The sequence below is a fragment of the Fervidobacterium sp. 2310opik-2 genome, from assembly GCF_011057735.1.
Lineage (GTDB): Bacteria > Thermotogota > Thermotogae > Thermotogales > Fervidobacteriaceae > Fervidobacterium > Fervidobacterium nodosum.
Genome location: NZ_LNGG01000029.1, coordinates 47,144 through 60,746 on the forward strand (window position 1 = coordinate 47,144; position 13,603 = coordinate 60,746).

At 35.4% G+C, this 13,603-nt stretch carries 14 protein-coding genes; all 14 read left to right on the forward strand.

Annotation, left to right across the window (positions count from 1 at the left end):
* Nucleotides 1-184 precede the first annotated feature (184 nt).
* The 14 genes from AS161_RS09040 to AS161_RS09105 all read left to right on the forward strand — a co-directional run bounded on the left by AS161_RS09040 (nt 185) and on the right by AS161_RS09105 (nt 13,583).
* A complete protein-coding gene (locus AS161_RS09040) occupies nt 185-811 on the forward strand; it encodes a cyclodeaminase/cyclohydrolase family protein (protein WP_164542572.1) in 627 nt (208 codons plus the stop codon).
* The gene (gene tgt / locus AS161_RS09045) at nt 792-1,913 is read left to right on the forward strand and encodes a tRNA guanosine(34) transglycosylase Tgt (RefSeq protein ID WP_011994069.1); all 1,122 of its coding nucleotides are present in this window, start codon (nt 792-794) and stop codon (nt 1,911-1,913) included. Before AS161_RS09040 ends, tgt begins: the two co-directional genes overlap by 20 nt.
* Nucleotides 1,891-2,652, forward strand: a complete 762-nt coding sequence (locus AS161_RS09050) for a hypothetical protein (protein ID WP_011994068.1) — start codon at nt 1,891-1,893, stop codon at nt 2,650-2,652. Before tgt ends, AS161_RS09050 begins: the two co-directional genes overlap by 23 nt.
* A gap of 10 nt (nt 2,653-2,662) precedes the next feature.
* Nucleotides 2,663-3,217 carry a bifunctional pyr operon transcriptional regulator/uracil phosphoribosyltransferase PyrR gene (pyrR, locus tag AS161_RS09055; protein ID WP_041257136.1) on the forward strand — a complete coding sequence of 185 codons (555 nt, stop codon included), beginning with the start codon at nt 2,663-2,665 and terminating at the stop codon, nt 3,215-3,217.
* A complete protein-coding gene (locus AS161_RS09060) occupies nt 3,207-3,881 on the forward strand; it encodes a TIGR00266 family protein (protein ID WP_011994066.1) in 675 nt (224 codons plus the stop codon). The genes pyrR and AS161_RS09060 overlap by 11 nt, the downstream gene beginning before the upstream one ends.
* A gap of 55 nt (nt 3,882-3,936) precedes the next feature.
* The gene (gene glmM, locus AS161_RS09065) at nt 3,937-5,235 is read left to right on the forward strand and encodes a phosphoglucosamine mutase (protein WP_164542573.1); all 1,299 of its coding nucleotides are present in this window, start codon (nt 3,937-3,939) and stop codon (nt 5,233-5,235) included.
* Between the two features lies 1 nt (nt 5,236).
* Nucleotides 5,237-5,545 carry a metal-sulfur cluster assembly factor gene (locus AS161_RS09070; RefSeq protein ID WP_011994064.1) on the forward strand — a complete coding sequence of 103 codons (309 nt, stop codon included), beginning with the start codon at nt 5,237-5,239 and terminating at the stop codon, nt 5,543-5,545.
* Nucleotides 5,546-5,559: 14 nt separating this feature from the next.
* The gene (gene prmC / locus AS161_RS09075) at nt 5,560-6,336 is read left to right on the forward strand and encodes a peptide chain release factor N(5)-glutamine methyltransferase (RefSeq protein WP_164542574.1); all 777 of its coding nucleotides are present in this window, start codon (nt 5,560-5,562) and stop codon (nt 6,334-6,336) included.
* 40 nt (nt 6,337-6,376) lie between these two features.
* Nucleotides 6,377-6,826 (forward strand): 50S ribosomal protein L9, encoded by a 450-nt coding sequence (gene rplI, locus AS161_RS09080; protein ID WP_011994062.1) that lies wholly within the window; start codon nt 6,377-6,379, stop codon nt 6,824-6,826.
* A 61-nt stretch (nt 6,827-6,887) separates the two neighbouring features.
* Nucleotides 6,888-7,724, forward strand: a complete 837-nt coding sequence (locus AS161_RS09085; protein WP_011994061.1) for an MBL fold metallo-hydrolase — start codon at nt 6,888-6,890, stop codon at nt 7,722-7,724.
* A 46-nt stretch (nt 7,725-7,770) separates the two neighbouring features.
* Nucleotides 7,771-8,955, forward strand: a complete 1,185-nt coding sequence (locus tag AS161_RS09090) for a metallophosphoesterase (protein ID WP_164542575.1) — start codon at nt 7,771-7,773, stop codon at nt 8,953-8,955.
* A complete protein-coding gene (locus tag AS161_RS09095) occupies nt 8,952-11,603 on the forward strand; it encodes a CBS domain-containing protein (RefSeq protein ID WP_164542576.1) in 2,652 nt (883 codons plus the stop codon). The genes AS161_RS09090 and AS161_RS09095 overlap by 4 nt, the downstream gene beginning before the upstream one ends.
* A 41-nt stretch (nt 11,604-11,644) precedes the next feature.
* Nucleotides 11,645-13,288 (forward strand): penicillin-binding transpeptidase domain-containing protein, encoded by a 1,644-nt coding sequence (locus AS161_RS09100; RefSeq protein WP_164542577.1) that lies wholly within the window; start codon nt 11,645-11,647, stop codon nt 13,286-13,288.
* Nucleotides 13,218-13,583, forward strand: a complete 366-nt coding sequence (locus AS161_RS09105) for a thioredoxin family protein (RefSeq protein WP_337998411.1) — start codon at nt 13,218-13,220, stop codon at nt 13,581-13,583. The genes AS161_RS09100 and AS161_RS09105 overlap by 71 nt, the downstream gene beginning before the upstream one ends.
* Nucleotides 13,584-13,603 lie beyond the last annotated feature (20 nt).

A 13,603-nucleotide genomic window follows, 5' to 3' on the forward strand; every position in this document is an offset into this window, starting at 1 on the left:
TTTACAAAAAATTATATACGTTTGTCAAGGAAAAATCTAGGATAAAAGTACATGTGGTATAATCCGTTCGAGTGTGGTATAATTAAATAGAAGTTTTTTGTCTTCCTCTTTGGATTTGCTTAAAATTAGATTTTTAACTCAACGTGGGAAAAATTAAGAATAAAAGAAGAAGGAGGGGGTACTTGTGGAGGTTAGGAAAATTACTGTTGAGGAATTGTGTAATAAAGTTAAAGAGAAGACGCCAGTTCCTGGTGGTGGAGCTGTTGGTGCTGTTGCCGCCGCGCTTGCCGGTTCGTTAAATTCTATGGTTGCGAATTTAACATTTGGAAAGAAAAAGTATGAGGAGTACGAGGGTTTAATGCAGGAAGTGTTGGAAAATATGGAATTGGTTGTTGAAAAGTCTTTGAAGCTTGCCGAAGAAGATGTTAAGGCTTTTGATGCAGTTATGGCAGCTTATAAGCTTCCAAAGGAAGAACCAAACCGTGAAGAAAAGATTCAAGAGGCTTTAAAGAAAGCCATCGAAACTCCTTTTGAGCTTATTGAGTGCGCAAGAGATATTTTGAAGTACAGTGAGATTGTGGCGAAGTGGGGAAATAAGAATGCAATATCAGACGCTTTCAGTGCTGCGGAGCTTGCGAGAGCAGCTTGTAAAATTGGTGAGTACAATGTCATGATTAATTTGAAGTCAATTACAGATGAAAAATATAAAAATAAAATTCTTGACGAAATGTACGAAGTAATGCATGAAGCAAAGGTTTATTATGATAGAATACAGGAGTTGGTAAAGGAAAATGGGTTCACTAAGATTTGAGATAATCAACACACAAGGACATGCCAGACGAGGTAGGATTCACTTACCACATGGTGTTGTTGAAACACCTACTTTTATGCCTGTTGGGACGAATGCGAATGTAAAGCTTGTTACACCGCATATACTTGAAGAGAACAATGTTCAGATAATTCTTTCAAATGCGTTTCATTTGTACTTAAAACCCGGACTTGATGTTATCAGAGAGTTCGGTGGGCTTCATAATTTTATGCGTTGGAATAAACCAATACTAACCGATAGTGGTGGTTTTCAAGTTTTCAGCTTAAAGAAAGGCCAGAAAATAACAGATGATGGCGTATGGATAATGTCACCTATAGATGGTTCGAAGCATTATATTACCCCGGAGCTTTCCATGGAAATACAAGCTACTCTTGGTTCAGATATCGTTATGGCGTTCGATTATTGCGCAGACCCTAAAGATGGATATGATGAAGCTAAGAGAGCGGTTAAGTTAACCACAAAGTGGGCAAAAAGAAGTCTTGAACATTTGAGAAGAATATCCAATCAGGCAACGTTTGGTATAATTCAAGGTGCAACGTATGAAGATTTGAGAGAATTGAGTCTCCATGAGATTACCCAGTTTGATTTCGACGGTTTTGCGATCGGTGGGTTGAGTGTTGGTGAACCACGCGAGGTAACAATTAAGATGGTTGAATTCATAGGTCCTAAAATGCCGCAAGATAAACCACGCTATTTTATGGGTGGTGGTTCTCCAGATTTGTTGGTCGATTTAGTTGCCAATGGTGTGGATATGTTCGATAGTGTTTTCCCAACAAGAGTGGCAAGGCACGGGCTTGCCGTTACATGGAATGGTAAATTTAACATAAGGTCGGCAAGGTATAAGTACGATAAGACACCTATCGATGAAAATTGTACTTGCTATACCTGTAGGAACTTTTCCAAAGGGTATATAAGGCATTTGTTTGATAGACAAGAAGTGTTGGGGCAGATATTGTTGACAATTCATGATATCCATTTCATGATGGAATTTGGCGAGAAGATGCGCGAGAGTTTGGAAAATGGTACTTTTGAAGAATTCCGAAAGGGGATAAAAAAAGCTTATGAAAAGACTGCTAACGATTAGTGTTTTGCTTTTGTTAGTTGTGGAATTTTTTGCTTTTACATTCGCAGTTTTTGAAAGTCCTGCTAATCTTTTTGTAAGTAGCAATTTTGTTTTTCTTGAAAACTATATTTCTGAGTCTGGCTCATCTTTTGTCAGAGTTGCTTGGCAACAAAGGGTAACAAATTTATGTGGTGAACTTGGTTACACGACTGATTCTCAATTTTCTTATGGGGTTGTTAATTACAAACTTTCAAATTTAACAGGATTTTATGGTTTAAATATAAAAGCTAATGTTTTACCTATAGATAAATTTTATTTGAAGGTGGACATTGGCGGAAAGATAATTGTCGATAAGAACTTAGTCATAGACTTTGGAGTTTTTGATGTTACGCTTATAAATATGGATGCGACTCAGACAATTTATTTACCTGTGGCATTTGGTGGAGTGACGTTTTTTACTGAAAATGGTTGGAATATTTCCGCTGGTTTGAATAATGTTGGAGATAATAAAGTGCAGTTGGGTTTTAATGTTAATTTTCCAAAATGGCAATTTATTAATAAGTTGTCTTTGACATATTTGCCCGTTTTCCGTTTTTCAGACAACCAGTTTTTCAATATTTTTAGCGGAGCGGTTGAATTTGGTTTTTCAAATTTCAGGTTAGGAATTTCAGGTTCTTACTTACTCTCTGAACCGGATGTTAATGATAACTATTTAAAAGATCTATACAATCTAAAAATTTTATTTGGAGTGGGGTTGTAAGATGAGCGCTATTAATAAAGCTATAAAGATTTTGAATGAAGATGATATAAGAAGGTCGTTGATGAGGATAGCCCATGAGATTTTAGAAAAGAATAAGGGTGCCAAAGATATTGTCCTTATTGGAATAATAACACGAGGAGCATTTCTCGCAAAGAGGATAGGTAAGAATATATCAATTATCGAAGGTGTTGATGTGCCTGTTGGCGCTCTGGATGTTTCGCCATTCAGAGATGATGAAAAAAGAACGTCAAAAGAAGATGACAAGAGCGATATTAATTTTCCGATTAACGATAAGAAAGTTATTCTTGTTGATGATGTGCTCTTCACTGGAAGAACAGTTAGGGCTGCTATGGACGCGATTATCTCACGTGGTAGACCAAAGAGCATACAACTTGCAGTCTTAATTGACAGAGGACATAGAGAGTTTCCAATTAGACCTGATTACGTTGGTAAAAATATACCAAGCTCCAAAGAGAAGGAAATAGTAAAATTAAGGCTCAAAGAAGTTGATAACGAAGATGGTGTTTACATATTCAAGATGGAGGACGAAGAATATGAAATATGATATTGAATTCAGGGGAAGTTATGCTCTTTTGAAAATTTTTATAGGTCCTGGGGAAAGTGCGAAAGTGGAACCGGGAGCTATGGTTTATATGAAAGGTCCTGTGGAAGTTCAAACTTCAACAGGTGGCGTTTGGAAAGCTTTGAAACGTGCTATTTTAGGTGGCGAGAGTTTCTTTATGAATACTTATGTTTCTCACGGTAATGGTGAAGTTGGAGTTGCGCCTGAGTTGCCTGGTGATATAGATGTTGTGCCATTAAATCAAACTTTATTTGTTCAATCAACTTCTTTTCTCGCGAGTGATACTTCGGTAGACATTGATGTGTCATTTGGTGGTTTTAAATCTTTCTTTTCAGGGGAAGGTATTTTCTTGCTAAAGCTTCAAGGTTACGGTGATGTGGCTATATCATCTTTCGGAGGTATAAAGCTTATTGAGCTTCAGCCCGGGGAACAGATGACAATAGATACAGGTCATGTTGTCGCTTTTGATGGCAGTGTGAATTACAGTGTTCGTACGTTTGGTGGATTAAAGTCGACTATTTTCGGTGGAGAAGGGCTTGTGTGTACCTTTACAGGACCTGGTAGGGTGTATATACAAACGAGGAATTATCCAGCTTTTGTAGAATGGATTAAATCACTTGTCCCACGTGAAACTGGTAGTAGATAATATAGAGAAGATAATATGGAGACGAGATAAATAATTTAAACAGGGAGGAATTTCCATGCGCCTTTTTGGAACAGATGGTATCAGAGGTGTTGTAAATGAAGAATTAACACCAGAGATAGCCTTCAAGCTCGGGAATGCTTTAGCAAAATATGTTGATAAGAGGATATTCATTGCAAAGGACACACGGGCAAGTGGCGATATGCTTGAAGCCGCTTTAGTTGCAGGAGCGACATCCGCGGGTGCAACTGTTTATAGATGTGGAGTTTTACCGACCCCCGCGCTTGCGGTTATAACAAAATTGGAGGATGCTATAGGTGTCATGATTTCAGCCTCTCACAATCCTCCTGAGTTCAACGGTTTAAAAGTATTATCACGTGGTTTCAAGCTTCCAGATGAAGTTGAGGAAACTCTCGAAAAGCGTATGAATGAAATTCATTATTCCCCTTACAATGAGATTGGCTGTGTGGTGGACTATAAGCTTGCGTTTGAGGAATATACAAATTACATTGTTCAGCAATTTGAAGGTTTGGACTTAACTGGTTTAAAAATTCTTGTAGATGCTGGAAATGGTGCAGCATACGAGACAACACCATATATATTAAGGGAATTAGGAGCAAAAGTTGATGTGATATATAATACCCCTGATGGTTACAATATAAATGTAGATTGTGGCTCAACAAACCCTAAGAAAGCTATTGAAAAGATGACGAATCACAATCTTGCGATACTGCACGATGGTGACGCCGATAGGTGTATTCTTTTAGATGAGAAAAAACAAGAGGTACATGGTGACAAGATAATTGGTTTGTGTGCGAAACACATGAAATTGGAAGGTCGATTGAAAAACGATGTTGCTGTTGGTACAGTGCTTTCCAATATGGGATTGGAGGTTTTTCTTAAAAACAATGGCATAAAACTTGTTAGAGTGAAAGTTGGAGATAGGTACGTCCTTGAGAAAATGCTTGAACTTAACGCAAGTGTCGGTGGAGAGAGAAGTGGTCATGTAATCTTTTTAGATAAATCTACAACCGGTGACGGTATTATAACAGCTCTTGAAACTATCAGTGTTATGATAAAATCTGGTAAAAAACTTTCTGAACTTGCAGATGAGATACCAGATTATCCGCAGATAATGATAAATGTTAAGACAAAAAACAAATTAGTTGTCGAGCATGAAGAAGTGAAGAAGTTGATAGAGAAATATAAGAGAGAAGATGTTGATATCGTCGTAAGACCATCCGGTACAGAACCTCTTGTTAGAGTTTTCGTGCAAGGGCCTAATGAAGAGTATATTTCAAATGCCGCTTACGATATAGCTGGTAAGATAGAGGAATTATCGAAAGGAGAGGATTAATGTGGGAAGAGAAGAGCTTCGTACAGCCGTTTTGAATAAATTGAAAGAAGTAATTGATTGGGAAATAGGTCTCGATGTTGTTACACTTGGCTTAGTTTATGATATACAGGTCGATGAGCAAAATAATGTTAAAGTTTTAATGACGATGACAACACCCATGTGCCCATTAGCAGGTGGGATTATGGGCGATGCTGAGATGAAAATAAGGTCTATAGAAGGTGTCGGTAATGTCGAGATTGAACTCACATTTGACCCACCATGGACACCAGATAGGATAGACCCAGTTGTAAGAAAACAACTCGGGATATAAGCAGAATTAAGCAGATGAAAATCTCTGAAGTTTTGAAGCTTTACAAAGAGAAAGGGCTTCCCGAGAGGGAAGCTCTGATTTTGATTAGTAAGGTGCTTGAAAGGTCAAAAGAATTTGTCATTTCACATGATGAGTTGGAATGCCCTGAACAGGCAATAGAGCTTTTGGAGAAACGTCTGACAGGTTACCCACTCCAATACATATTAGGTGAAGTTGAATTTTTCGGGAGGAAGTTTTACATAGAAGAAGGGGTCCTTATACCTCGTTGGGAAACGGAAGGGCTTGTTGAAATAGCTATTGATTTGATTAGAAAAAATGGTATAAAGAAAGTATTGGAAATAGGAGTTGGAAGTGGGGTGATATTAATTACCCTTGCTTTGGAAACAGGCGTGGAGTGTTACGGAACGGATATTAATCCAAAGGCAATTGAAGTTACAAGAAAGAATTCTCAAATGTACGATGTTAGTTGTGAGTTGAAACTTGGTGAATACGCCGAGCCGTTTATTGAGAAGTTCGATGAAATTGAGTTGATTGTTTCAAATCCACCTTACGTGAAAGCGGATGCTGTTTTGCCTATAGAAGTTCAATATGAGCCACCTGATGCGTTATTCGCGGGAAAAGATGGTCTTGATTTTTACAAAAAGTTCTTTGAACGTTACAATATTCAAGGTAAAATAGTTGTAATGGAGATAGGAGAAGATCAAGGAGAGGCGTTGAGAAAACTTACAGGTGGAGAAATACTGAAGGATTTAGCCGGTAAAGATAGGTATTTGGTAGTTATAGGCAATTAATGTTTGAATTTAACTGAAATATGAAAGGGAGGAATTGTAAATGAAGGTAGTACTTATTCAAGATGTTCCGAAACTTGGAAAGAAAGGTGAAGTAATTAACGCGTCTGATGGATACGCAAGGAATTTTTTAATTCCAAGAGGTCTTGCAAGAGAGGCAACGCCAGAGGTTCTTAAGCAACTTGAAAAAGAGAAAGAAGAAGAAAAGAAAAGGCTTGAGGCGTTGAAAAGAGAAAGTGAAAATTTGCTTTCTGAACTACACAAACATGTTTTTAAGATAAAAGCAAAAGCTGGTGATGGTGGGAAACTCTTCGGTTCACTTACAAGTGCCAATATATCAGATGTAATTTCAAAAACATTATCTAAGGAATTTGACAAAAAATGGATAGTGTTAGATAATCCAATAAAAGCCCTTGGAACGTATGATGTAACCGTTAAATTACCAGGAGGAGTTAGTGGAAAGATAAAGGTTGAGGTATTACGCGAGGAATAAATTAATTTAAATAGGAGAATATCCAATAGAATATTAGAATACTTTTGGAGGTGCGTTTTTTTTGAATTTTATAGCGTTTAGTAAAGCACTGTACTCAACATGGATTTATTATTCACCGGAGAGGATTTTGTTCGACGCTGGTGAAGGTGTTGCTACTATGCTTAGTAATAAAATTTATGCTGTTAGGCATATTTTTCTTACTCATGGGCATGTTGACCATATAGCGGGACTTTGGTCGATAATAAATACCAGAAATAACGCTATGGGAGATAGAGAGAAGCCTCTCACAGTTTATTATCCTGAAGGTAATAAGGGAATAGAATTTTACGCGGAATTTTTGAAGAGAGCAAATAACGATCTAAGATTTGAGCTTATTTTTGTGCCTGTAAAAAAAGGTGAAAATGTATTTTTAAGAAAATCAGGTTCTTTCATTAGATACGTTCAGCCATTTCAAGTTAACCATACATATAGTGAAGTAGCTTTTGGTTATCACGTAATAGACGTACGTAGGAGATTGAAAGAAGAATACAGGGATTTGCCGAAAGAGGAGATTTCAAATCTTGCTAAAAAACTTGGAAGCGAAGAGATAACGGAAGCTTATGAGAAAAAGGTGCTTACAATTTCTGGTGATACTGTTTTGTTGAAAAAAGAAGATATAATGGATACGGAGATACTTTTTCATGAATGTACTTTTTTAAATAGGGAGGACAGAAAATTTAACAATCATGCGTCTTTGGATGATATAGTTGAACTTGTAAAAGATTCAAACGTAAAGAATTTAGTTTTGTACCATATTTCATCACGATACGTTAGAGGACTTGAAAAGGCTATAAAAAAGATAAATATACCAGGTACGAAAATATTTTATGTACATCCTGAGAGGATTTTTGAATTTTAATTTTTTGCTTAAAATTGAATAATTACCTTGAATAGAGGGGTTCTTTATGAGAAATCTTATATTTATCAGTGACCTTCATATCGGTGATGGAAATAGCAAAGATGATTTCGAACAGGATGATTTGTTCGAGAGTATGCTTTTAGATTGGAATAATCTGGAGAACCCCGAAATTGTTATTGTTGGTGATGGATTCGAAATTCTTGAATCAAGTGCTGTTCAAAGTCTTGGGCTCATTGGTTTTTGGGAAAGTATGGATAAAATTGACGAAAATGTGATTGAGGATATAGAAAGAAGGCATCCCAAAATTTTTAAAGCATTACAAAATTTCAAAGGAAATATATGGTATGTCGTTGGTAATCATGATTACTATATATTAAAAAATCAAAGGCTTCAACAAGCTTTAAAAGAAAGAATAAGTAACCTAAACATAGTTCCATATTTCTATGATGAGGAAACAAATATATTGGCTATCCATGGAAATCAATTTGATTCTGTTAATAAATTTAAGGAAGTCAACGGTGAAATTATCCCACCACTGGGCGATTTTATAGCAAGGTACATGATGAGTAACTTCGATAATGAATTGAGAAAGCATTTACCGGATGAAGTAATACGTGATTACGATAATGTTAGGCCTACATTAGATGTGTTTCTCTGGCTTGAGAAAATAACTGAGGTATATGAGAATAGCGTTGACCTTTTGAAAATGTGGATAGATAATTTTATAGAAATGATGAGACAAGATGAAGCAAAAACTTGGATGAAGAAAAATTATCCATTTATGAGTAAGCTTTCAATAGTTTTTTTAAATAAAGTTGGTGGAATTAAATTAGGCGAATTGATTGTTAGGATGGTAATGAATTTTAGAAAGCTTAAAAAGACGGATTATTTAAAAAAAGCTGCGGTGAGAATTTTCAAAGATCCATCTTTTTTGATAAATAATATGGATGGATACGTTGATGATAAATCAAACTTAAAGTTAATTGGAAATATAGATGGTATAATAACTGGTCACAGCCATCGACCTAATTTTGAAGTTCTGAAAGTTAAAGATGATATTAAATTTTATATGAACTGCGGTTCTTGGAAACCCGTTGTTGAAAGACGCTCATCAGGTATATTCCAAAGGTATTTTGAGATATTCTATGGAATAGCTAAAGTTGACAAAAGGGATTTGGAAATAGTCACAGGAACAATTAATAAGCTAAAAAAACGGGAAGTGATAGATTGAATAGATTAAAAGTTATTACAACTCATTCTAATCCTGATTTTGATGGTTTTGCTAGTTGCGTAGGGCTTAAAAAGATTTATCCAGATTTTCAAATTGTTATATCTGGTAACCCATTTCAAAATCTTAGCGAATTTTTAAGATTTTATGGCGATTTTTTCCCTTTTATATACGAAAATGAACTCAAGGGTTTCAATGGCGATATCGAAGAATTAATTATTGTTGATACGCCGGATATAGAAAGAATAGGCGAGGAAATAAAGAGTAAGTTGTCTTCTGATACAAAAATTACAGTAATAGATCACCATCCAGATATCCGTGAGTTGAATATAGAAAATAAGAATTTAAATAAAATTATTAAGCAAACTGGCGCAGCGACTACTATTGTTGCTAATATGCTAAAAGAAAAAGGGATTAAGCTTTCAAATGAGGAAGCTTCTTTACTTGGTATAGGTATTTACGAAGATACCGGAAGTCTTTTGTTTTCGAGCACAACACTTGAAGATTTAGAGGCTGTGATTTATCTGTTTCAAAATGGTCTTTCTTTGAATACTGTTTCGGAATACATAAAATTTGACCTCACGATAGATCAAAAGATTGTTTTAAATAATCTATTACAGAATGTTAAGACTTATAATGTAAATAATTATCAAATTACGATAGCTACAGCGGAAACTGAAAAATTTATTGGTGGGCTTGCGGCCATAGTTGCGAAATTTTGGTATGCTCAAAATGTTGATACGCTTATAGTTATCGTTAGGATGGCTAAGAAAGTTTTTATTACAGCTAGAACCAAATCACCAGATATTGACCTTGCTGGATTAATGAGTGTGTTTGGCGGCGGAGGACACAAGCAAGCGGCATCGGCTAAAGTGAATATAGCCTCTGTGGAGGAAGTTGAGCATAAAATACTTCAGGTTTTGCCAAATTACATAAATACTGGACTTAAGGCGAAAGATATTATGTCCTCACCGGTTAGAACGGCTCTCGCAACCGAAAGTATAGAGGAAGTTAATAAAATAATGGAAATAACAGGGCACAGCGGTATGCCTGTTGTTGAAGGAAATAAATTGGTGGGGATTGTGACTAAAAAAACTGTTGATAAGGCACTCAATCATGGACTTGGCAAGAGACCTATCAAGTCTATAATGAGCTCTAAGTTGATAACTGCGAAGTTAGATACACCTGTAAGTGTCCTTCGAAAGTTAATGATTGAGAATGATATTGGCCGAATTCCAATTTTAGATGAAAATAATATTTTAGTTGGAATAGTTACTAGGTCTGATATTATTAGGGCTGAAAGTAGCCCAAAAAAGTCTTATTTAGAAAAAAGAGAGGAAATTAAAACTACGTTCAATAATATATCTCATTTAATAAACGAAAGACTATCAAGAAGAATTGTAAATCTTCTCAGATTAATTGGCTTTTTCGGTAACGAAATGAATTCTCCTGTATATGTTGTTGGAGGATTTGTTAGAGATTTGATTTTGAATATTGAAAATTACGATATTGATATCGTTGTTGAGGGGAATGGTATAGAATTCGCTAAGTATATGGCTCAACAACTTAATGCCATTGTTGTACCATATGAGAAATTTTTTACCGCTAATGTTATATTCAAAGATGGATTTAAAATCGATGTAGCGACAGCTAGGACTGAATATTACGAAAGTCCTGGAGAATTGCCACAAGTGGATATAAGTACAATAAAGAAGGATTTGTATAGAAGGGATTTCACTATTAATGCGATGGCGATAAAGTTAAATCCGCAGGATTTTGGAACGTTGTATGATTTTTTCAATTGTCAAAAAGATCTTGAGGAAGGTGTAATTAGGGTACTCCACAATTTGAGTTTTGTTGAAGATCCGACGAGGATGATTAGAGCTGTGAGATTTGAGCAGAGGTACGGGTTCAAAATGGAAAACCATACGCTTGATTTGTTGAAAAAAAATCTCTCCGAAAGATATTTAGAAAGGGTTTCAGGTTCCAGGATTAGGCAGGAAATAGAAAAGATATTGGAAGAAAAAAATCCAATTAAAGCAATTAAAAGAATGGCAGAGCTTGACATGATAAAGCATATATTTCCAAAGACTTATTACACTGCAACTATGGAAGAAAAATTTGTAAGGTTGTTTAAATTTATTCCATACTTGAAGGAAAGATTTGAAAACTTTAATGATTTCTACGCTGTATCTACAATTTTCCTTGAGTATTACGATAAATCTACCCTTGAAGAGATGAGGGCAAAATACGGTTATCCTAAGAAATTTATAGAAACTTTAAAATTCACTGAAAATATAATTATCCCTGTTAAATCGCTTATCGAAAATCGTTATCCTTTTTCCGATATTTATAAGGTTTGTGGAAAGTCAAATCCTTATATTTATTCACATATCTCCGCTTATCTTGATGAAGATGAACAAAATTATTTGCTCAGTTACATAGATACTGTTCTTAACACAAGAATTGAGAAGGTAACTGGTAAGTATTTGATGGAAAGGTATCAATTGAAGGCTGGACCGATTTTGAATAATATACTTGAAGAATTGTTCTGCTTAAAGCTTGATAATAGTAATTTAAGTGAAGAAATTGCAATAGAAAGTATTGTGAAAAAGCATATTGAAAAAATTGAAGATTCAAGTAAATTATAGTTTATTATACTTTGGGCATTTTAAACATGAGTGGTGATTAAATGGCAGATAAGTTTGCGAGAAAATACATACCATTTATGCTTTTTTTGGCAATGTTTTTTTATGTCTTTTATGGTCTTGTAAAAGTGCAAGTAATAGAACAGTACAAATATAAAAGTTTTTTATCGGAGATTCTTGGTAAAGGTGGTTACAATAGAGGTTTGAGAGGTACTATTTACTCTTCCGATGGTGTTAAGCTTGCTTGGAGTGAGTGGAAACCAGTTCTAAATTTGGCTAAATATACCCAAGATGATGAAAAAATATTGAAAAAGTATCTATCTATTGAACAAATTGCAACTTTAAAAAATACTGGAGTCACAGAATTAGACTGGGAACAAGCGTTTCTCCTCAAAAGTATTGGATACACAGTTAAAACTATTGAAAAGAGGCATTCTTACGGCTTTCTTTATCACTTAATTGGGAGTGTTAATATCGATGGTGATGGTACATCAGGCATAGAATATGCTTATAATGATGTGCTAAAAGGGAAGTTTGGTGTTTCGTATACTATCAGAACTCCAGGTGGTGGTTATCAGCAAGGGATATTAGAAAATGCGGCAGACAATGGCTTGGATCTTCAAACATCAATAAACTTTGGTCTTCAAAAATTTATCTATGAGATGTTAAAACAATCTGAAACACCATCAGTTGTTATAGTTTCAAAACCAAAAACTGGTGAAATTGTAGCGATGGTATCTTATCCATCTCCGGAGAATGATATGAATGAGCTTGATGTATTAACTTGGGAAAAGCTAATAAATGACCCGCTAAAACCGCTACTTAATAGAGCTATTTCCAATGTTTATCCACCCGGTTCGACTTTTAAAGTAATAACTGCGCTTGCGCAATTATTGTATGGTCAACCAAATACTGTATCATGCAATGGAGTTTTCTATTATAGAGATTCAAAAGGGAATGTAACAGGTAAGTATAAAGACTGGTTAACCTCCGGGCATGGTATCGTTGATTTGAAAAAGGCAATTAGAGTTTCTTGTAATGTTTATTTCTACAACGCAGCGTTAGATGTTGGTGTTGATAAAATAGTTGAAGTTGCCAAAGCTTTCAAATTGGGTGAAAAAACGAAGATTAATTTGCCCGGAGAAGTTTCAAGTACTTTGCCGACGCCAGAGTGGAAGTATGAAACCTTCAAAGAAAAATGGTATCCTGGTGACACGATACTTTACGGAATTGGACAGGGATTTCTAACAGTCACGCCTCTTCAAATGATTAATTTGTACAATGCTATCGCTAATAAAGGAGTAATAATAAAGCCAAAACTTGTTATAAATGAGGAGATAGTAGAAGAAAAAGTAAAACTTAATATTTCTGATAGTGATTGGAATTTAATTATAAATGGGCTTGAAGAGGTTACAAGCGTTCAAGGAAGCGCTGCTAATGCTGGTACTGCATCAAAATCATTTAAGGGATTTCCAATAAGCGTTGCTGGAAAAACTGGTACAGCTCAAGTTGGTGATGGTGATCCGCATGCGTGGTTCATCGGATTTGCGCCGAGTGAAGAACCGATGTATACAGTTTTAGTACTTATCGAACACGGAAAAAGCGGCGGAGAGACAGCTGCGCCGATGGCGAGAAAAATATTCGATTATATGTATGAAAATGGATTCTTTGAAAAAAATAATAATTAATAGAAAGGAGTACGATGTTATGCTAAAGATTATGTATTTCAAAAACGATAAATGTGGTGTGTGTACCGCTTTTTTACCAAAGATTCAGAGAATTTCAAAAGATTACGAACTTGAACTTGAAGTCGTTGATGTTGTTCAAAAGCCAGAAGTGGCGGGTCAGAATATGGTATTTACAGTTCCAACGATTTTAATTATAGATAGCGAAGGAAATGAAATTAAACGCTTCGCGAGAAGTTTTTCAGAGTTAGAAATAAGAGAATATTTGGATAGAGTTTATGATATACTTGGAATGTAAGAAATCGCAATCACTCTTTA